At 43.8% G+C, this 22560-nt stretch carries 13 protein-coding genes; 1 reads left to right on the top strand and 12 read right to left on the bottom strand.

Translation table 11 applies throughout. The features are described from left to right. Nucleotides 1-37 precede the first annotated feature (37 nt). From ACHKAR_RS03560 to ACHKAR_RS03550, 3 genes are read right to left on the bottom strand one after another with little or no spacing between them, the layout of a single operon-like run. Entirely contained in the window at nucleotides 38-1783 is a 1746-nt protein-coding gene (locus ACHKAR_RS03560; RefSeq protein ID WP_395416192.1) for a PKD domain-containing protein, read from the bottom strand. Between the two features lie 39 nt (nucleotides 1784-1822). Then, the gene (locus ACHKAR_RS03555) at nucleotides 1823-3439 is read right to left on the bottom strand and encodes a RagB/SusD family nutrient uptake outer membrane protein (protein ID WP_395416191.1); all 1617 of its coding nucleotides are present in this window, start codon (nucleotides 3437-3439) and stop codon (nucleotides 1823-1825) included. Between the two features lie 34 nt (nucleotides 3440-3473). After that, nucleotides 3474-6545, bottom strand: a complete 3072-nt coding sequence (locus ACHKAR_RS03550; protein WP_395416190.1) for a SusC/RagA family TonB-linked outer membrane protein — start codon at nucleotides 6543-6545, stop codon at nucleotides 3474-3476. A 253-nt stretch (nucleotides 6546-6798) separates the two neighbouring features. Between ACHKAR_RS03550 and ACHKAR_RS03545 the strand changes: the two genes are divergently transcribed. Beyond that, complete coding sequence (locus ACHKAR_RS03545; protein ID WP_395416189.1) at nucleotides 6799-9729, top strand: ligand-binding sensor domain-containing protein; 2931 nt, start codon at nucleotides 6799-6801, stop codon at nucleotides 9727-9729. 12 nt (nucleotides 9730-9741) lie between these two features. On the opposite strand, the gene ACHKAR_RS03540 is transcribed toward ACHKAR_RS03545, so the two are convergent. The 9 genes from ACHKAR_RS03540 to ACHKAR_RS03500 all read right to left on the bottom strand — a co-directional run. After that, complete coding sequence (locus tag ACHKAR_RS03540) at nucleotides 9742-10158, bottom strand: response regulator (RefSeq protein WP_159578546.1); 417 nt, start codon at nucleotides 10156-10158, stop codon at nucleotides 9742-9744. Between the two features lie 3 nt (nucleotides 10159-10161). Continuing rightward, entirely contained in the window at nucleotides 10162-12504 is a 2343-nt protein-coding gene (locus ACHKAR_RS03535; protein WP_395416188.1) for a sensor histidine kinase, read from the bottom strand. Nucleotides 12505-12594: 90 nt separating this feature from the next. After that, a complete protein-coding gene (locus ACHKAR_RS03530) occupies nucleotides 12595-13521 on the bottom strand; it encodes a PorP/SprF family type IX secretion system membrane protein (RefSeq protein WP_159578544.1) in 927 nt (308 codons plus the stop codon). 142 nt (nucleotides 13522-13663) lie between these two features. Beyond that, complete coding sequence (locus tag ACHKAR_RS03525) at nucleotides 13664-14494, bottom strand: PAS domain-containing protein (RefSeq protein WP_395416187.1); 831 nt, start codon at nucleotides 14492-14494, stop codon at nucleotides 13664-13666. A gap of 89 nt (nucleotides 14495-14583) precedes the next feature. Then, nucleotides 14584-15282, bottom strand: coding sequence for a LytR/AlgR family response regulator transcription factor (locus tag ACHKAR_RS03520; RefSeq protein WP_395416186.1), 699 nt, complete (start codon nucleotides 15280-15282; stop codon nucleotides 14584-14586). A gap of 10 nt (nucleotides 15283-15292) precedes the next feature. Continuing rightward, nucleotides 15293-15658 (bottom strand): LytR/AlgR family response regulator transcription factor, encoded by a 366-nt coding sequence (locus ACHKAR_RS03515; RefSeq protein WP_395416185.1) that lies wholly within the window; start codon nucleotides 15656-15658, stop codon nucleotides 15293-15295. Beyond that, entirely contained in the window at nucleotides 15655-16920 is a 1266-nt protein-coding gene (locus ACHKAR_RS03510; RefSeq protein ID WP_395416184.1) for an Hpt domain-containing protein, read from the bottom strand. The genes ACHKAR_RS03515 and ACHKAR_RS03510 overlap by 4 nt, the downstream gene beginning before the upstream one ends. A 99-nt stretch (nucleotides 16921-17019) precedes the next feature. Next, nucleotides 17020-21018, bottom strand: coding sequence for a PAS domain S-box protein (locus tag ACHKAR_RS03505; protein WP_395416183.1), 3999 nt, complete (start codon nucleotides 21016-21018; stop codon nucleotides 17020-17022). Between the two features lie 776 nt (nucleotides 21019-21794). Further along, on the bottom strand, nucleotides 21795-22560 hold a 766-nt coding region (locus ACHKAR_RS03500; RefSeq protein WP_395416182.1), incomplete at its 5' end, for a gliding motility-associated C-terminal domain-containing protein.

The raw sequence follows: 22560 nt of genomic DNA, 5'->3' as shown, positions 1-22560 counted from the left end.
CAAGAACACCCGATTTTGAAGTAAATATGAAGAAGTATTACTGCGCTTGCAAAATCATCGTCCACCAGGCTGTTCCGTTCTGCTCTGCAGAGATATCCACAGCTACATCCACTCTCTCTACTGTACCGTCGTTAAAGTAGGAGAAGATTTTGTAGGTGGTAGCTCCCTGGAGTGCAGCGTCTGAGCCATTGTACTCTCCACCATTATATCCTTTATTAAATCCAAGGAAGGCGCCAGTACCTGTGACGGTAACAGATGCTCGATCTGTGTCTGTAGCGTCAGTGGTGGCAAAGGTGTAACCAGTGCTGGTCACGAAACCTGCATAAACTCCACCGATATCCCCATCATTCACACATCCGGCAGGATCAACACCCATAAAGCCTTCGCCATACATTGCCCCTTTGGAGTCAAAGGTAAAGGAGCCATCTGTTGCAAATATAAACTCATCATCATACTGGCAAGCACGAGCAGTGGCATCATCGGCGGAGCTGGCAAACCACTCTCCACTTCCAATAGCCGGGCCTACTCTGAAAGCTCCAGCCACAGGGGCAAGTGTCCATACTTTGCCCTCAGCAGACGCCCATATTTCAGATGAATAAGTAGCTGCACTTACAGAAACTGTTTGTGTTACGCTTGAAGTCAAACCATTGTCATCTTTGGCAGTAAGTGTTACATCGTAATCACCAGCTTCTGCATAAGTGTGTACCGGATTTTCATCTGTAGAAGTACCACCATCGCCGAAATCCCACGCGTAGCTTGTCGCATTGGCTGATGAGTTAGTGAAGGTCACTACCAGATTTTCAGCGGCTGATGAAAATACTGCTCTAGGCTCAGCTGAAGGAATTGGAGGCATCAAAGAAGCATCATCATAATGCACAAGGAAAAAACTCCAGTAGACATCCCCTCCGTCTACTTGCATAGCCAGCTGCAGTGAATCCACATCATCATGATCCACCAATTTAATGATTGAGTAAACAATCTTATTTTGAGGGCTTTGCCCAGTACCTATATCACCAGCATTGGTCTTATTGGCCAAACCTATGTAAACACCATCGCCTGAAATAGTCAATGTATTACTGCTCAACTCAAATGTATAATCTCCACCACTCTTGTAAGCGCTCATATCGATGCTTCCCTCAGACATCCAATCCACAGTAGACTCACTGTTACACACATCTGGCACGGTATTATTCCATCCGCCATTTCCAGTTCCGTCTGTAAAGAGGGTTCCATTCGTGTTTTTGTCAAAGGAAAGGTCCGCACGGTTAAATGTATACTCATCATCCAAAATACAAGGACGATCACCATGTGGGGTCACACCACCGAAACTCCACCACTGGGTATCACCGCCAGCTGGCCCTATACCCAATACTACTCCCTCTCTCTGAAGAATCCATGTTTTGGATTCCACACCTGCCAATTTAGTCAGTTCTTCGTCCGGATCAGATAGGGTAATTGACTGAGTTCTTGTAGCTGATTCACCGGCATCATTGGTGGCTGTAAGCTTTACTTCATAAGTATCTGCTGCTGCATAGGAGTGTACCGGATTTTCCTCGTTAGATGTCTCGCCATCACCAAAATCCCATGCATAAGTTGTGGCGTTTTGAGAGAAATTTGTAAAAGTTACTTCCAGGAAGTTAGTCTCGCCAAGTTCAAACTGAAAACTCGCAACCACTTCTTTGGGCTCTGGCTCGTCTTCATTACATGAGGCCAGAAAAACAAGTGTAAGCGCACTCATTAAAAGCCATCCATTTCGGATATAATTTTTCATTTGCTTCTTCATTAGATTTAAGTTTAGATTAATTGATTTGGGTTCTTTTAATTATTGGAAAAGTTCGTTTTCTGGATAGGTGGAGATCTGATGTGCCACACTGGTTTCTTCCAGCGCCACAGGAATCCATACTTTTTGAGGATCCAGATTGCCAGAACGAATCGGGTCACCACTGAAAAGATCTGATGTAGCTCTGCCACTCCTGACCAGGTCATACCAGCGATCACCTTCGCCCGCCAGCTCAGCTCTGCGCTCATACCAAATCAGATCCAGCAATGTCCAGTTTTGCTCAGTCATGATGGTCTGCCCAGTCTTGAAACTCCCGGTATTATCACCGGGGCCTGCAGCACGCTCACGCACCATATCTATATAGGTAAGTGCATTCCCATCAGAACCTGATCCTCTGTGCAGTGCTTCTGCCAGCATGAGGAGAACGTCAGCATATCTGATGGCATAGGTATTCGCATCCTTGGTCAGGTTAGGGTCTCCCCCATTCACGTTATTGCCATTGTAAGCTTTGTAGTTTGAGAATTTCTGCTGCCAGAACCCCGTATGATCCTGAGGGTTGACCTGAGTAATGTCTACTACAACACCGCAATCCGCCGCTCCGGCATCTGCCACCTCCTGAGTAAGCTCTGGTATCGACACAATAGCCACATCTCTCCTATATTGATCATCCGGAAGAAAATGGTCATTCAAATCCTGAGTAGGTAACATGAATCCCCACCCGGCTGCATACTCAGGGTGACCAGAACACAGCCCGCGAATTCCGCATAGCTGCAATATTCCATTCGCTTCGATGCCTTCAAACCAGCCCCAATCACCAGGCCATAGGTTCGTATGCTGAATCTCCAAAACAGATTCTATTGGATTTTTGGTACCGTAATCAAACAAAGTAGAAAAGTCATCCACCAACGCATACTGACCTGAGTTCACAACTTCCTGGAGATACTGGGCAGCCAGGTCAAATTTGGCAGGATCGTCACCATCCAAATCAGCCCAATACAGGTACACTTTGCCTAACAACGCCTGCGCAGTACCCCTTGATGCTCTTCCAACCTCCACATCTGATAATGTAGTGGGCAATACATCTATGGCAGCCTTCAGGTCATCGGTAATGGCCGTCATCATCTCGGTCATAGTGCTTCGCTCCAGATTGATATCATCTGGTGTTAGCAGCTCCGTGACTACTGGCAGAGGTCCAAAATGTCTGAAAAGTTCGAAGTGATAATATGCTCTCAAAAACTTAGCCTCGGCTTTGTAGCGCTCTACCTCAGGAGTGGCCAGTTCAGTCTGAAGAATCACCAGGTTGGCTCTGAAAACACCAATATAGTGCTTACGATAGATCGGCTGCAGCAGGGTATTGGTGTTGGTTTCCCTAAAATCATCCAGCTCCTGCCACGCAGGCTGGTCATTGTCTGAAGGATCCCCGCCAGCATTGGCATTGTCCGATCTGATCTCACCAAACATCACAGGTGAAACCCACTGACCAAAGGCCATAGACCACCCTATGGGGTCGTACGCCGCGATGAGGGCCGCATAAACCTGTTCATTGGTAGAATAGAAATTCTCTGACAGGTATTGATTCACTGGCTTCACCTCTAAAGTCTCCTCACTACAAGCGACACAGAGTATAAGGGCGATAATAATTATTTTGAATGCTTTCATGTTTTTAAATTTTCTTAACCCGTAGTTCATTGAATTACATGGTGATTTTCACTCCCGCACCAATGGTCTTGTTAGATGGATAATACCCCTTGTCTATTCCAGAGTCAAGAATCCATCCGTTGGTACCGATCTCAGGATCGAATCCGGTGTAATTGGTAACCGTCAGCAGGTTGTTTCCAGAGAGGTACACCCGCACACCAGTCAGCTTAATTTTCTCCAAAATGGATGCTGGAATATTGTAGCCTATCTGGATGTTTCTCAAACGAAGAAATGAGCCATCTTCCACATAGAAATCTGAAGGCCGCTGGTTACCATTTGGATCATTAGAAACCAATCTTGGGTATTTAGTACTGCGGTTCTCCTCAGTCCATCTGTCCAGCCAAAAGGTTTGATAATTGGTAAAAGTGATGTCCGATCGCTCATAGGTACGGAAGATATCATGACCTATTTGTGTGGAGAAAAGTGCACTGAAATCGAATCCTTTGTAATTGGCAGAAAAGCTAAGCCCTAAGATGTGATCTGGCCATGGAGATCCGATAGAGGTAATGTCATCCGTATTGATCACCCCATCTTTGTTCACGTCTGCAAAAATCAAATCTCCAGGTGATGCGTCAGGCTGCAATACATCCCCGCTGCTGCTCAGGTGTGAAAACACATCTGCTTCACTCTGGAAAATACCCAGGGTTTTGTATCCCACGAAGTGGCCAACAGGTTCGCCTTCAGACATTCTGGTGATGGCAGCGTTCCGCACTGGCCAGCTCCACCCGTTGATGTAGGTAGATGAACCAGGTACTTCATTTACAGTGTTCTTAAAGGTGGTGTAGTTTAAGCGGGTGTTCAATGTAAGTCCACCAATTCTTTGCTTATATGCTACTGACGCTTCCAATCCTTTATTTTGAATCTCTCCAAGATTAGATAGAGGGAAATCCGTGACACCCAGGTACCCTGGCACAATTTCATTGCCCAAAAGATCCCTAGTGGTTTTGACGTAATAATCAAATTCTGCTGATAGCTGATCATTGAAGAGTTTTATTTCCAAACCCACATCGAACTGCACACTCTCCTCCCATTTCAGATTAGGGTTAGGAACAGTGGCCAAAGCGGATCCACGATTGAGTGCATGATCTACACCCAGCGCATAGCTGAAAGCGTTCACTACTTGAGAGGAATAGCCCAGATCACCTATCCTGTCATTACCATTCACACCCCAGCTCGACCTGATTTTTAGGAAACTGATGGGACTCGTTGGAAAGAAATTTTCATCAGAAATCACCCAACCCGCAGACATAGAAGGGAAGAATCCCCAGCGGTTGTTGGCTCCAAACCGACTCGATCCATCGCGTCTAAGAGTAACACTGAAGAGGTACTTATCACGGTAATCGTAAATCACACGACCGTAGTAGCTCAATAATCTATAATCCACACTGGCCCGGCCAAAAGCCAAATCACTGGTATCCTGACCTGCGTCTATGTACTGAAACTGATCATTGAACTTAGCCGCATCGGGAATATTCAGTGTGGAACCTCCAGCTGTGCGGAATTCCGATCCCAAATAAGAAGTTCCCAGTACCACGTTCAGAGAGTGATTACCCAAATCTTTGGTATAGTTGGCGTAATTTTCAAACTGAATTCTTTGCCCAAATCCATATCCCTGTGAAATACTATTGTTCACACTAAAGAAAGATGGGTGATAATTGTAGTCTGGAGTAAAGGACCGGTAATCATACCAGCTAAAATCAATACCCAGATCACTTTGAAAGGTCAGTCCCTTGATGGGTTCAAACTTTATGTATGCATTGCCCTGAATCTGATCCGCATGCCCGGAATTGTCCGCTAAGAACAGGCGACTCAATGGATTGATGTATTCCTTCTGAACCCATTTAGACTGAGCAAAACCATATTCTGCATCAGCGTCGTATACATCGGTGGTAGGGTCATACGCAAAGGCATCGGCCACCATCGTTCCAAAAGCATTGTTCACTCCCAGGTTTTGATTTTCCGTACGGTTGAGGTAGAAATTCTGACCTACGGTGAAGTAATCATTCACCTTCTTAGTGCTATTCAGTCGGATGGCATATCGCTTATAGTTTGATTTATCACCTCCGATCACCCCTTGCTGATCCCAGTAGTCGAGCGATATGTATGAATTATTCAGCGTAGCTGTCAGGCGATGGTTGATCATAGTCGCCTGATCAGTGATCACATCCATCCAGTTGGTATTTGCAGTGGCATCCCCGGCATTTGGAAAGCCAAGTGCATCTAAAGCGGCTGTTCTATTGCTATTGGCGAACTTTTCACGTGTAAGCTCGATATACTGCTCAGAGTTGAGCATTTCGGGCATTTTCCATGGATTAGAAAATGAAGTGAATCCCTCATAAGAAAGCACTCCAGTGCCATCCTTACCTTTTTTAGTAGTAATAATGATCACTCCGTTGGCAGCTCTCGCCCCATAGATCGCCGTAGATGCAGCATCTTTCAATACATCCACCGACTCGATATCCGATGGATTGAGATTATCAATACCGCTTACCGTAAGACCATCCACCACGTATAGTGGAGAATTGTCGCCATTGGTACTGATCCCACGAATGAAAACAGACTTGCTGGACCCTGGCTGTCCGGAAGACTCACCGGCAATGACTCCAGAAACCTGGCCGTCAATAGCAGACAGTACATTGGGTACCTTGTATCCTTCAATGTCCTTGGCGTCTACCTTGGAGATGGAGCCCGTGGCTACACGCTTTTGCTGAACACCATACCCGATCACCACCACTTCACTGAGTTCTGATAGCGAAATGTCCAGAGACACATTGATCACGGACTGAGCTCCTACTTTGATCTCTTTAGATTCAAAGCCTACGAAGGAGACAATGATAACCGGATCATCCCCAGTGATGGTCAGTTGATACTTCCCATCGATATCTGTAATGGTACCATTGCTGGTACCTTTCTCCAGAATGGTAGCACCTGGCATCTCTGAGCCATCACCACCGTCTGTCACGGTGCCGGAGATTACTCTACCCTGAGCTGAGGCTGTAAACACAGCGGCACACAGCATCAGAAGAGTGAAAAATCCTCGAAATTGAATGATTTGTAAAATTCCCATCTAATCGACTTTATTAATTGTGTTTTTAATAATTAAACGATGACGTTTCTGAAGCCTTTTGCTTGAAAACGTTTGCACAATTTATCCGAAAGGGTCTCTCACAAGTCGAAAACACAATACATCAATACTACATCACACTACATTTCATACCTCATCAATACCACAACAATGGGATACAAAAAATGCCTTTACATGGAAATAATGGGTTTTTTAAACTTTTCCTATTTATATTCATTTTCATAGATAACACAACATGCTCCAGAAGTACAGTTTATTCAAGAGTAAAACCTCCATTCACTACTCACATTTACTTGTGATCGGTCTTTTTTTGGGAAATATTGCAATATCTCAACCAGATCATTATAGATTTTCCAAAATACCACTCACCAACACCTATAATACTGACGATTATCAAGGAGGCATTCAAAACTGGGACATCAGCAGGGATAGCAGGGGTTTTATTTATGTCGCCAACAATTTTGGCTTGCTCGAATACGATGGAAATAGCTGGAGAAGGTATCTGATAGAAAACAACACCAGAGCTCGCTCTGTCTTTGTGGATGCCGACAACCGCATCTATATTGGTGGTCAAAATCAGATCGGATACTTCGAAGCAGATGCCAAGGGTAACCTGGTATTCGAAAGCCTCTTAGGTCTTCTGGATGAGCATGATCGAAATTTGGAAGACATCTGGAAGATCGTCAAGTACGAAAGCAATATTTTCTTCTGTTCTTATCTCGGTCTGGTGGTATATGATGGGAAAACTGTTCGTAAACTCCATCATGAGGTGGACTATGATCTTGTTTTCCAGGTAGCCAATGGGCTCTATGCATCTTCCCTTTCCTCCGGTTTAGCCAAATGGAATGGAAAGAGTTTCTCTATCATACCAGGTAGCCATGTCCTCCAAGATCATGAAATAACCGCAATTGTCCCCTACCAGAACAATAGCCTCTTGATCTTCCAAAAGAATGGAACTGTCTATCATTACAGAGATGGGATCTTTAGAAGATGGAATCTGCCCATTACCGATTTTTTATCCAATTCTCTGATTAACAAAGCCATTTTACTGGAAAACAGCAACATTGCCATTGGTACTCAGAATAACGGGATCGTCATTCTTTCTCAAAATGGTGATGTTATTAATCACCTTACCAAAGGAAAAGGCCTCACCAATCGTACGGTTCTAGCCCTGCATGAGGATCAATTCAATAACCTCTGGGTAGGGCTGAACAACGGCATCTGCATGGTAGAACTGGCCTCCCCTTTTTCAGTTATTAATGAACAGTCCGGCTTACCCGGCACTGGATACTGCGCCACCCTCCATGACAACAAACTCTACCTCGGCACCAGCAATGGGCTATTTTATCAGGGGGCCAATCCAAACCCAATTACTGAATTAGCCGATTATCAACTAGTAAAAAACTCTGGCGGGCAAGTATACAACGTTCAACACATCAACACGGACCTGCTCCTGGCTCATCATGCAGGGGCTTTTCTGGTGGAAGATGACCTGGCCACCCAGTTTTATGACCACACCGGAACCTGGAAGTTTGAAAACTCCATCGGAGATAACCGAATACTGGCCGGCACCTACGACGGCTTTGTGATTTTCAAAAAAGTGGATGGCCAATACCAGGTAGAAAATGAATTGGAGGAATTTAGTGAATCAAGCAGGGTGTTTGAATTTGCGGGAGACTCTATCCTCTTTATGACCCATGGCTACAAAGGGATTTTCAAAATTGACTTTAATAAAGAAAAAGATCGCATTAGAAACATATCCTTTTACGGGAAAAACAAAGGCCTGCCTTCTAACATCCTTATCAACGTGTTCGGTCTGGGGGGCAACAAACTTGTATTTCCTGCAGAAACGGGAATTTATAATTATGATGCCCAGCAAGACACATTTGTGAGTGACCCGGAAATGGGACAGTACTTTCCCAAAGAAGCTCACATTACCGCCATGGCCCATGACCTCAGTGGGAATGTCTTTTTTCTCAATGATATGGAGCTAGGCTATCTGGAGCGCACTCAATATGGGAGTTACATCAAACACACAGCTGCTTTTACTAAAATAAAACCACTGCTTTCTGATGACCTGGAGAACATTCATGTGATTGACCATCAAAATGTTTTTTTTGGTGCCAAAGAAGGATTTGTGCATTTCAACCCCAGCATGAAGTACCTGAGAGATCAGCCCTTTAGAACATTTATTAGAAGCATAGAAGCTACTACAGACGAAGATCGCATGATCTATGGCGGGACCGGTCAACTGGCCTCAGATGAACCTGTTTCACTGTCAGCTTATTTTTCATCGCTTAAGTTTCGGTTTGCATCACCTTACTATGACGGTCAGGATCAGATACTCTTTCAGTACCAGCTGGAGAATTTTGAAAAAGACTGGTCTGAGTGGAACACCGCGACAGAAAAAGAATATACCAATCTTTCTGAAGGATTATACACCTTTAGAGTACGAGCCAAAAACGTCTTTGGGGATATCAGTGAGGAAGCAAGCTTTCAGCTGAAGGTATATCCACCCTGGTACCGCTCTAAGCTCGCGTACGGGTTTTATGGGCTGGGTCTCCTCGTGGTTTTCGGGGCTTCGATGCTTGTGCTTAGCATGAGACACAGCTACGAAAAGAAGAAGCTTACGCTCCGGCAAAAACGCGAGCTCTTACGAAAAGAAAATGAGATTGTGGAGGTGTCTAAAAAGTCCGAAGAACAGATCAGTAAGCTTAGAAATGACAAGCTTCGTTCGGAAATCGATCACAAGAACCGTGAATTGGCCACTACCACCATGCACCTCATCAATAAGAATGAGTTTATGCTTCAGATTAGGAATGCCATCAAAGAAACTTCAAAGTCCGGATCGAAAGACAACTTCAAAAAGATCATCAGAGATATCGACCGAAACCTCTCTGAAGATGAAGGTTGGGAACAGTTTACCAAGCATTTTGACCAGGTTCATGGGGACTTCCTTTCCAACATCAAGAAGGATAACCCTACGCTTACCCCTCAGGAGATCAAACTATGTGCCTACCTGAGAATGAATATGAGCTCGAAGGAGATTGCTAACTTATTGAATATCTCAGTGAGAGGGGTGGAAATCAGCCGCTACAGGCTCAGGAAAAAACTAGACATCAGCAGAGACACCAATCTGGTAGATTACATGCTCGAGTACTCGTAGGGTCGTTGTTTATTAACGAAAATGGGGGAAATTGGCCTTCAATATCTCCAACAGGCTTTCTTCATCCAGGTATTTATTGGCAAAAGCGCCCACATTGGGGTCACTCTCGGCCTTCACCCTATCATCGGGGTTGAGCGAAGTAGTGAGCATCACCACCACAATTTGCGCTTTCTGATCCTCTGAAAGCTTGTTATACTCTTCTAAAAAGCCCCATCCATCCATGCCGGGCATGTTGATGTCCAACAAAATAAGATTGGGTCGTGGGTGCTGTCCATTCACAGAAGACCTCAGGAAATCCAGGGCGTCATTTCCTGTCAAAGAAGCTTCGACACGGTCCGCACATTCCATTTTCTTAATCAAACGCTCGTGAAAGAAATTACAATCCTCATCATCATCCACAAGAAGAATACAATCGATTTTCGGTTTCATCTTTTACTCGTTAATATCTATTGTAAAATAAAACACACTACCGATACCCGGTTCTGACTCCACCCATATCTTACCATTGTGAAGTTCAACTATCTTTCTGCAATGTGAAAGCCCGATACCGGTGCCCTCATACAGCCTTCTGGAGTGGAGTCTTTTGAACATCACAAAAACCTCTTCAATATATTCAGGCTCAATACCAATTCCATTATCTCTTACCGAAAAAATCCACCCATTGCCGTATTTTTTCCGCTCTATTTCTACAACAGGCAGGCGATCCGGGTGATGAAATTTAATGCCATTGGTGATCAGATTCTGAAATAATAACTCAATTTCAGTCGGGTACCCTTTAATTTTTGGCAATTTAGAGACTTTTATTGTGGCCTGACTATTCACAATCAAAGAATCCAGGCTTTCCAGCACATTTTTGACCGCCTCATTTAGATCCACTTGTTCCAGATCCTTCTGCCTGCTCAGCCTTGCATAATCCAGAAGCCCTCCTATAAGCAGCTCCATTCTATTCAAAGCATTCAAAATGGTGTTTGAATACCTCTTGGAGCCCTCACCCAATTTTTCTCCGTAATCCTCAAACAGAATATTAAGATAGTTCTTTATGGTCAAAACAGGCTCTCTCAAGTCATGAGATGCAACGTAAGCAAACTGCTCCATCTCGGCACTTTTGGACTCCAGTATGGCATAGTTCTTTAGCTTTTCCTCGTTCTCTTTTCGCTCGGTAATATCCACACTGACCCCCAGCAGGCCAGTCACATTCCCCTCCGAATTCTTAATTGGTATTTTGGAGGTCAGAAACCAATGCTTATTATTCTCTCCAAGGTCCATACTGGTCTCCCTGGACAAAATAGGAATCCCCGTCTTCATCACTTCCACATCTTCCTTTCTGGAGATATCAGCAGACTCCTTTGGAAACAACTCATGATCAGTTTTCCCTATCACCGTAGAGGAATCCTCCAAGCCCATCAATTCCAACTCACTCCGGTTGATCATTGTTTTCCTAGAGAGCAAATCCTTGGTATAAATGTTAATTGGAATGTTATCAATTAGGGTTTGAAGGAAAATACTCTCCTCAGATATTTTAATTTCAGCCCGTTTTCGCACATCTATGTCCTGAAAGGTACCGCGCAGCCTGATCACCTTATCATCCCTGAGAATCGGAGTACCGATGGCTCTAATCCATCTGTCCTCACCCGTAGCAGTGACTATCATCAATTCCACATCATAGGGTTTCCCCGTTGCAATGCATTCCTGCACTGTAGCCTCAATTCTGGATCGATGAGCACCCTCCTTAAAGAAGTTGATTCCTGTAGTCAGATCAGGCTCAAAATCAATTGGCACTTCATGGATTTCCCTGGTCATTTCTGACCAGGTTACTTTTCCAGCCTCCAAATCTACCTCCCACGTTCCAATTCTTGCTGCACTGGTAGTTGCATTCAAAAGCTCCATTTTATCCTTCAAAAGTGCCGTTCGTTCTGCTACGGTTTTCTCGAGATTGGCATTGGAATCCCGCAATGCCCGCACCGCTTCGGATCTCTTAATATCTGTCCTATTGAGCTCCATAGCGATCATGGAGATGAATGTCAGAGCAATGATCAGAATTGACATCCCAAAAAGTGTCAGGCCCGTCTCTGGACTGATCTCCCCTGTCTCCCAGTATTTTATCACCAGATAACCCAAAACAAGTATCAAACTCCCCATGAGTGGAAACATGCGTTTCGCAAGAAGATTGCCAGGCTTTTTACCAATCAAAAGCGCGGTGAAGCCCAATGAAGGATGAATCAATGAAGAGGCTATTGAACTCAGGAAGAATAAGGCTGAAGTATGGATGGCCATGGACGAAATGAACATGAGCTTTCCTTCTCCTGAAATTCCGTAGACAAAACCAATCATCGCAAAGAAGGAGATCACCGTCACGCAGTGGAGTAGGTATTGGCTCATTTTGCGCCACTCAACTGAATCAGCATAGATGACAAGATGAGCCAGGCCCATCAACGCAAAACAGAGGGCGGTTCCTGCAGACATGAGCCCCGGCACAAGCAACACGTCAAGACCCACTTCCAGGTCAGTAAGATTTTCTATAAATGATATGGATGCGACAAACAGCAGGACACCTCCCAAAAGAATCTTGAAGAGCTTATTTCTATAATAAGTGCAAAGGAGTACCCCCCCTAAAAGAAAGAAACACAGGGCCGTATTGAACTTCATAGAAGGCCATGACTGGACAATAATCTGAACCAACTCTATACCCCGCAGCCAGCCATACATCACCACCAGAGCGGTCAGGATGGTCAGATACGATACACTCCTGTAGATTAAGGAAAACTGGTAAATCATCTATTTCATTTTTACCATAGCAGCATTTGTAATATACAATGTCATCAACCGGATATCAAAACTGTAAGATGAGCAAAAACTTTACCTTTTCTAAAAATATCGAGGGGTTACGATCTTCGACTTGGAGAATACAAATCGGTAATTGAGCATAATCTCATGTGATCCTGTAGTTGCCTGACTTAGTTCTGAAAGGGTGTAGTCATAAGCATATCCCAACTTGAACTGTGCAGAGAGTTGAATATCCAGCAAAAGACTGAGTGCGTCGAAAGATCTGTAAGAAACACCAATCCATAGCTTATCATCAAGGATCAAGTTGGCATTAAAATCGAATTCTATAGGAGCTCCATCGACAGATTTCACCAATATACTGGGCTTCAATTTCACCAGCGGAGATAAGTCCACCAAAAAGCCGAATGTACCAAAGAAGTGTGGCACTTCCACTGAACTAAATCCATCACTATTATTGGCATCACCCTCTCCTGCCCAGGAGTTTTTGAGTGCTGTGGGCACAGATATACCGGCATAATAGCGTTTCCCATAGAGATAGAGCCCCAATCCAAAGTTTGGCAATAGTGCCGAGCCATTGTATTGAAGATTGGGATCATTAGCGCCGATCTCATCATAATTCACTTTAGAAGAGGTCAGCCCTCCCTGAAGCCCCATAGAAAGTATGGCATTGCGCATCTCTATTCTATAGGCATAGGAAAGGTTCAACGTATTTCTGTTGGTCACTCCTATTTGATCATTAGAAAAAACGGCACCTATGGCAATATTCCTATCGGGAATCGGTGAATGAATGGAGAAAGTATGCGTGACGGGTGCCCCATCAATGCCTACCCACTGAATCCTTGAAAGTGCCGTGGCGCTAATAGATTCATGGCTCCCCGCGTAGGCAGGATTCAGCACCAATCCATTAAACATATACTGTGTAAACATCGGTCGCTGTTGGGCATTTGACGTCAGGTTCAACAAAAATAAAAGAGATCCGAAAAAGGTAATTGTTCGCAACAAGTTCATAGGTACGAAGCTACTCTCAATGCAGGGTGTTCAGTCCGGAATTTCGACCACAGTGGGTACTTTCAGGTTAGAAATAGTTATTTCAACGGTAACCTGGCATTTGTTGCGGCTGAGATGCACTTATCCTCCTTTGAGAAGGACTTTATGGTAAGTTCAATTCGGGAATTTCCTGACAAATTCCAGTCATTCTCAAAAGACCGTCATCCAAAAAAACCTTCCCGTGCTCTTTAAATTTTTTCACCCCGGATTTGCATATTACACGGTATTCAGTGTGATATTGTCCTCTTTCTGCTATCGCCCGATTGAGTAGTCCCCGCACTCGAGCCTCATCATCGGGGTGTATTATATCAAAAAACGTTTCGCCATCTCCCGTGAAGTCAGACTCGTCAAATTCGAAAAGCCGAAACATTTGATCATTCCACTCCAGGCGGTTGTTTTGCTCAATCCAATGCCAAAATCCAATCTGACCAGTCTCGATGGCCATTTCCAATAGCTGCCTGCTCTTTCTATAGTCATCCTCAAGTTTCTTCTTGTGGGTGATGACTTCAGTGGACATGATAACACCACCTATAACTCCGAATTTGTCAAACCATGGAAGCATCTCCCACTTAAGCCAAATCACATTTCCATCCTCTTTTATCAGTCGGTCCTCCTCATTGCGCAGCTTTTCACCCTTCAAGGCTCTTTGGTGATAAGACTCCCATTTGTGCTTGTCTGTCGCTCCTGAGAAAACATCATAGTAACTTGAGCCCGTAATATCACCCTCAGACAGATCATAGTCCCTGTACCACCGGTCACTCACTACCAGAAATTTCATCTCCCGATCAAACAAAGCAATGGCTCCGGGGGCATACTTTACAAATACAGATAGTAGGTTTTGAGCGTGCTTCCTGTCCGATATCTCCTTGATGAGCTCATTGGAAAGTATATCGGAGCGTCCATCTATGGGTTTTTTATCTGTCATTTTTTCCATAATGTTCTCATTCTCTAAAATAGATAAACACAAATAGTCGCTCGGGGAACGACATTCTTACACCATGGTTGGAAAAAATGGTCGAGGAATTATAAAGTCTTTATGCTTTCCAGCAGATGGGCTCTGTAAGAAGCACTCACAGGGATGATTTTATCCTCTATCTGAAGATTTCCCTGATCTATATTTTTAATCTTATCAATACGTACTATGAAAGAGCGATGCACTCTCACAAATTCACTTTCAGGGAGGCTTTCTTCTGTATCTTTCAATTTACCGTACACCACATGAGTTCTTTCTTTCGTATGGATCTTCACATAATCTCCGTAAGCTTCCACATAAAGAATTTCCTTCAGATTCAGATTAATGAGGAGTGATTCTGATTTCACAAAAAGATTCTTAGAATCAGAAGAGGTAGGCTCCTTGTCATCAATGTTCGATTTGGCTTTGGTGACGGCTTTAAGAAACCGGCCAAAATTCTCTATTGGTTTAACCAAATAATCTGCTACATCAAACTCAAACGCCTTCACGGCAAACTTCTCCTGAGAGGTCACCAGAATAACCTGAGGTTTTGACTGGAGACTTGCTAAAATCTCCATGCCTGTTAGGTCTGGCATTTGAACATCCAGAAAAACGATGTCCGGCTTCAATTCGACAATAGCCGCTGCGCCTTTGATTGAGTTTTGATAGGTACCTACCAACTTCAGAAAATCCGTTTTTTCAACAAGTGAAGAAACGATTTTCAAAGCCACCATATCATCATCTATTGCAATACATGTAAGCCGTTCCATTAAATCAAATCTAATAAGTTTTCATTGCTTGATCTACCGCTTTTGTAAACATTTCTAAACTTTCTACAGGCTTGTAGAGGTACTCTGAAATCCGATCACCGAATATTTCGGATTTATAATTCCGCTCTGTGGTAACCACAATGATTTTAGGCATATAGTCCAACACCTCCAGAACCTCATATCCATCTAACCCAGGCATCATCAAATCCAGAAAAACAAGATCCGGCTTGTGTTTGGTAATCGATACTGCTCCATCAGCTGATCCCGAACACTCTTCTACGAGAATGAGCCTCTCATCTTGCCGAATCAATCCTTTTAGGATAGCTCTTGAGGCAAAATCATCATCTATTACTACGCACCTGATTTGCTTGATCATACTTTATACTTTTTTAAATTCTCCAGCGCTTCGTTAGCACTTCTAATAAAATCTTTGAGTTTCTCCTCCAGCCCGACAAGGTCCTGACCAGTGGTAATCTCCTCGATATGCTGTAGCGATTCAGCTATATCCTTTCGTTGAAGGCTCGAAAAATTGGGTTTCATCTTATGGGCAACCCTCCCGATCAACTCCCAGTCTTCCTGAGCTATGGCTTTCTCAAAATCATCCATATCCATAGCAAGTGAAACGAGTATGGTTTGAAAAATATCCTTGACCAGTGAGAGATCTCCCCCGGTAATTCCGAAGAGGTATGGAAATTCCTTCTTACTCAAGGTCAAATTGGCCACCTGAACCGGCTCATGGTAGGCTACTGCACGGCAATCAAACAATAACTGCAGCGTCATTTCAGCAGAAATCCCAAATTCACCTTCATTTTCCATGGCCTTCACTATATCCCCATAGACATTGCTGTCTGGGGATCCTGATATTTCAACTTCTAATTGTTCTTCTTTGGGGAGATAGTTAAAATTCACCTGTACATGTCCACTTTTCTGATCTGTCAGCAGGAACCCCAAAACCTGAAAAACCACCTGAAGAATACCTAAACGGTCACCAATCAAAAACTTGGATTCGAATCCCACTACAGAGGCAAGCTTAAGCCCCCTTGATTCCATCATACTTTCAAAACACATCTCCACAGCTACACTAATATGTTCTACCCGAAAAGGCACTTCCTCACTTGGGAAATTGATCTGTGAATGATGCACTCCGTGAATGAACCGATCAAAATAAGCCATGATGAGCCCCCTGGCAGGTGACTTACCTTCTCCGCCTTTGTCTGACAGGGATAATTCTTTCAGAATATCCAGCGGAGTGGATATTTTTAAGATAAACTCATGCAATTTTTCTTCACTTTCTTCATCTTCGATGAAGGTGACCGAACGCGTGCGATCTTCCAGAAAAAAGATGATCTGATCCTCATTGGATCCCGTGGATGAGAGACTCAAGTGTAAATCGTAAATAGCTTCTGTACCCACCAGATTTAGACGAACACCATGTATATACAGGTCTTCATTCAATGCAAGCTGGTCCCTGAGGGAAGGATTTTGCAAAAATGAATTAGAATCAAACAGGTCATATCCAACAGGAATCGGTACCAGGGTATTGCATGATGCCAAGACTTTGCCATCAGAAGATGCCAAAAGAATCTGAGTGGAACCTTTAAGGTGTTGGTACTTTATCTCTTCGAGTGTTAATGGCATCTCCTGGTTTTTTGTTCAAAAATACCGCTTAAAAACTCCTGAAGAGTGGATACTCGGTGAGTGTTGCTCAATGTATGTTCAGTACCCCTCATTCCCAGTTCAGCTTCCCCTATCATGACGAGCAGTCAAAGTATGTATCAATTCATAAAGAGCAGCAGGAATTCTTTTGAGATCAGCCGCAGATTGCTCATCATTGAGCGCCTGAAGCAGTGGTGTTAAATCTGGCATGATCTCACCTTTGTTAAGCTTTGTAAGTTCTTCAATACTGGCATGTCTCATATCACGATCTTCCTGTTCCAAGGCGCTATGCAGATCACCAAGCAATCTGTGAAATTCGGATGAATAATATCTGTAGAGTTCCTCTTTGAATTCCTCATCTCCGAGGCTCATCTGTGTGATCGCTTCATGACTCAGTACATCCCTGGTTACCACAGGCGTTTCATACTCAAGTCGAATGGATTCACTCGTGATTTTGGCATAAAGTTCGTCTGGATCAAATGGTTTGCTAATGTATCCGCTCATTCCGGCAGTGACTGCCTTCTCCTGCACTCCCAGCAATACAGAGGCTGTCAGTGCATAAATTGGAATATCCTTTAGTTGCGGATTTTTCATTTTCCTGATTTCTCTGGTTGCTTCAAAACCGTCCATTACGGGCATTTGAATATCCATGAGAATCATGCTGTAATTCTTCTTACTTGCCATTTGAATGGCTTCAAGTCCATTTTCAGCGAAATCATACTTAAAACCCCACCTATCTAGAAATTTGGCAAGTATCTCCCGGTTTGTTTTGTGATCTTCCGCCACTAGTAAACGAATTCCGGTATTCGAACTTTCAGGTGCTACAGCACTTATCTCCGAATAATCCTGCTGGAGGGACTTCAAAGAACCAATGGGCAACTTCAGGTCAAAAGTAAAAACAGACCCCTCTCCTTCTTCACTTTCTACAGTCACGTCCGAACCCATGATTTTAAGGAGCTCTCTGGTGATGGCTAAGCCTAGCCCCGTGCCACCAAATTTTCTAGCCACGTTGGTACTCGCTTGGGTGAAATTTTCGAAAATGGCATCAATCTTATCTTTAGGAATACCAATTCCTGTATCTGTCACCGTAAAGCACAGGATAACCTCCTTCCCTAATCGTTTCTTCTCCTCAATTTTAAACTTCACAATGCCTTCCTCCGTGAATTTGATGGCATTTCCCAACAGGTTTGTGAGGATTTGGGTGATCCTAACAGAGTCGCCAACAAAGTTTTCGGGTAAGCCATTTTGATAATCAAACAAGAACACCAGCCCCTTCTCATTAGCCCTTATCAGCATGGTCTGATAAACATTCATGGCCACCTCTTTCAGATTAAAATCAATCAGTTCCAGCTCCATTTTACCCGCTTCGATTTTATTAAAATCCAGGATGTCGTTGATCAAAACCAGGAGATTAGAACTAGAAAACTTCAACAGCTTTAAATTTTCCAACTGGTCGGCCCGGGGGGTTTCATACAGCATGATGTTCGAAATACCAATGATGGCATTCATTGGAGTTCTGATCTCATGGCTCATAGAGGACAAGAAAAATTCTTTCGCTTGTGATGCTTTCTCGGCTTCATTCTTCGCGAGTTTCAGCTCTTCTTCCTGTGTGATTTGCCTCGTGATATCTTCGGTGAAAACTATGATCCCGCCAATTTCTTTGTTAGAAGCATACCACGGCCGCACTTCCCATTTCAGCCAGCGAGTCTGGCCGCCCATCTCAAAAAGCTCCCTTTCCTTTCGGGATTCCTTGCCCTGAAGGCCTGATTCATAGGCCTCCTTCCAAGAATCAGGTATGTTGTTAAATATCTCATAATGATTCGCTCCAATGAGATCACGGTCTCCCAACTGATAATCCACCTTCCACTGACTACTCACGGCCAGGTAGGTCAGATTCTCATCCAACATGGCAATGGCTGCAGGGGCTGAGTGAACAAACGCGCGAAGTACATCCTGCTCGGAGCGCAATCGCTTCTCGTATAACTGCTTTTCAATATTAAATCCTATCCAGCCCGCCAGAATATCCACAAAGTCCGTTTCATTGGAATCGAAAAATTCTCCACGCTGTTCGGTAGAGCCAAAACTTATCGTACCATAGCGAACTCCATTTACCGAGATACTTGCACCTATAAAGGAACTTACCTTGAAAGCTTTAAAGCTACTGACTTCTTTGAAATCTGACTGGCTCACGTTCTCGATGGCCAGTGTTCTTCCATAATCGTAGATTAACTGACTAAAAGTATTTTCGAATGGGAACCTATCTCCCTCCTTGATCGGTACAGGCTCTGAGGAATAATACTTTTTAATCGTCACAAAGCCCTTTTCTACCTGACCGATAATCCCGGAAGGCATTTTGAGGTACTCACATGAGATTTTCAAGGCCTCTCCAATCTGCTGATCCATTGTCAGACTTGTATTGGAAAAGATGATATTAAGAAGCTGCAATCCCTCCCGATACCTATCTGCATTTCTTAGTATTTTCTTTTCGTAGGAGATGTCCCTTGCAAATACAGAAACCCCGGTGATAATTCCTTCCTGATTCCTTATGGGATTAAAAAACTTCTGAAAATACCGCCTCACTCCATTATGAGTCAGCTGGTATTCGATATTGAACTTTTTCCCGTCAAGGGATTTTCTATAATGCTGAAGCAGGTCTTGAAACATTTTATCACCAACATCCAGACCACTTTCACCAATTTCAGGTTCACGACCAACCAGCCATTTGATCAATGCTTTATAAGCACCATTGGCTATCTTATATCGAAATTTTCTATCCACCGACCAGATGGCGTCCTCTGTATTTTCTATGAGGGCTTCAATGTTCTCCTTACTCTTCTGAACTTGTAGCTCATTGAACCTTCGTTTAGAAATATCTCTGGATGAAGTCTGAAAGGATACCACTTCTCCGCCAATCACAATAGGTTTGGTGTACGACTCAAGCCACAGGTAATTCCCAGCACTGGTTTTCATGCGATATTGAACCCCTCCTATTTCTTTTCCCTTGAGCGTTTGTGCATGAGGGTTCTCCCTTAGGCGCTCCCTATCTTCGGGGTGCATGAAATCGTACGGACTCCTACCGATCAATTCCTCCTGATCAAACCCTAAAAGATCTTTTACCGATGAGGACACATAGATGTAAGTACCGTCGGGTTCATGCAGACAAATGAGATCTTTTGAGTTTTCTGAAAGTAGCCGAAATACGCGCTGTTGCTCATGCAATTCTGTAACGTCCCTTGCCACGGCCATCACACGAGTGAGCTTCCCATGTTGGTCAAAATCTATGACCACATTCTGGCCAATCATTCGCTCCTCTCCCTGGCGCGTAATCATTGGAAATTCATAATAGCTTTTGGCTTGCTTTTTGGTCCTTTGCTCATTGTAAAAAGCAATCATTTCTGATCTGGCATTTTCCTTAACGAGCGTCAAATAGGACATCTGAGACAATTCTTGCTCACTGTACCCACTGAGCTTCTGGAGCTTGATGTTCGAAAACTTAAAGTACCCATTTGAGTCCAGCTCATAGATCATATCATCCATGTGGTTGACCAAGTCCTGAAACTTCTGTTGACTCTTTATCAACTCGATGTTTTTACTTCGCACGTTCAGAATAGCCATCACATGCTGGGCAAGAGTTCTCAGTGCCTCCTTCTGACCTATCGAAAGCTGATTGGGTTTATGATCTATCACACACAGTGTACCCAATGCATGCCCCTCCGGATCCACCAGAGGCACACCGGCATAGAACCTCACTAAAGGTTCCCCTACGGCCAAAGGATTATCATGAAAGCGTTCATCTTCATAGGCATCGTGCACCTCCAGAATCTCTTTGGGATCATTGATCGCATGGGCGCAGTAAGCTACTTCTCTTGAGGTGTACTCTACATTGAGTCCGTGATGTGATTTAAACCATTGCCGCTCTTCGTCTATGAATGTAATGAGAGAGATGGGTACCTGACAAATCTCACTGGCCAATTTGGTAATATTATCGAACTCTTCTTCCGGGAGGGTATCGAGAATCTCCAGTTCACGTAGTGCTTCCAGTCGGCTTTGCTCGTTGGCAGGTATTTCAGGTATTCTCATTCAATAGTCTTCGCTAAAGATTAAAGATAATGAGCACCGTACAATTAGGGCAATATTAATAGATATATATAAAAAAAGCCTTCTGATAAATCAGAAGGCTCCATTAGTCCCAACCATAGATTATATCCAACCATGAATCTATACCTCAAAAGTAAGGTTTGTTCTTACCCCAAAATCATCCACTCGTTGAGTGGCAGGTATTACTCGTTGAGTCACACAAGGCATTGGATGGGTAGGATAAACCAGCCGTTCCGGATCTCCAGATCATCATCAAAACACACAAAAAAAGCCTTCTGATAAATCAGAAGGCTCCATTAGTCCCAACCATAGAATCATATCCAACAATGAATCTATACCTCAAAAGTAAGGTTTGTTCTTACCCCAAAATCATCCACTCGTTGAGTGGCAGGTATTACTCGTTGAGTATCTCAAAGGATCAGGTAGAGTGCATTACTCCAATCATTCCTTAATCCCGAACATTGTCAAACCAGCATAAAAAAAGCCTCCCGATAAATCGGAAGGCTCCATTAGTCCCAACCATAGATCATATCCAACCATGAATCTATACCCCAAAAGTAAGCTTTGTTTTTGCCCCAAAATCATCCACTCGTTGAGTAGCAGGTATTACTCGTTGAGTATCTCAAAGGATCAGGTAGAGTGCATTACTCCAATCATTCCTTAATCCCGAACATTGTCAAACCAGCATAAAAAAAGCCTCCCGATAAAAAATCAGAAGGCTTTATTGGTCTATATTGACATCAGACCATTAGATCATTTTATCTATTCACGACCACAAAACCTGAAATCGGATCGCTACCGTCCCCTAGTTGGATCAGGTAGTAATAGGTACCAGAAGGTACATTATTATCATTCCCTATTCTCAAACCAGAGTTGACATCACTTTTCCAGACATTATTCTGGTTGTCATATCCTTTGATTTCAAATACCTTATTTCCCCATCTATTGAAAATCTGAACAGTGTTATTCGGATAATTCTCAATGTCTTTGATGTAAAAGAAGTCATTGATACCATCGCCATCAGGCGTAAACCCTCTGCGAGGCTCTACTTTTGGACATCGGTCTGTATCCAGATAGTTTGGAGTGCCATCCCCATCACAGTCATCGTTGGTAGGATCACCGTCTCTATCGCCATCTTCATCTTTTGTATCTATTCCATCACCATCGTCATCTGTATCCAAATAATCAGGGATACCATCGCCATCAGTATCATCATTGGCAGGATCCCCGTCACCATTCACATCTTCATCCGAATCCAGTACCCCGTCTCCATCTGTATCGCAACTATCTGAATCCAGGAAGTTTGGAGTGCCATCAGCATCACAATCATCGTTGTATGGATTACCATCGCCATCTGTGTCTTCCGCCGCATCATTCAGACCATCTCCGTCTGAGTCGCAGGGATCAGCATCCAGATAGTTTGGTGTGCCATCAGCATCACAGTCATCATTGGTAGGGTCTCCATCGCCATCCAGGTCCTCATCCTCATCCAGGATACCGTCCCCATCCGTATCACAGCTATCC

This window comes from Marinoscillum luteum (assembly GCF_044005705.1).
Classification (GTDB): domain Bacteria; phylum Bacteroidota; class Bacteroidia; order Cytophagales; family Cyclobacteriaceae; genus Marinoscillum; species Marinoscillum luteum.
This window is presented reverse-complemented; position numbering and strand designations above follow the sequence as displayed.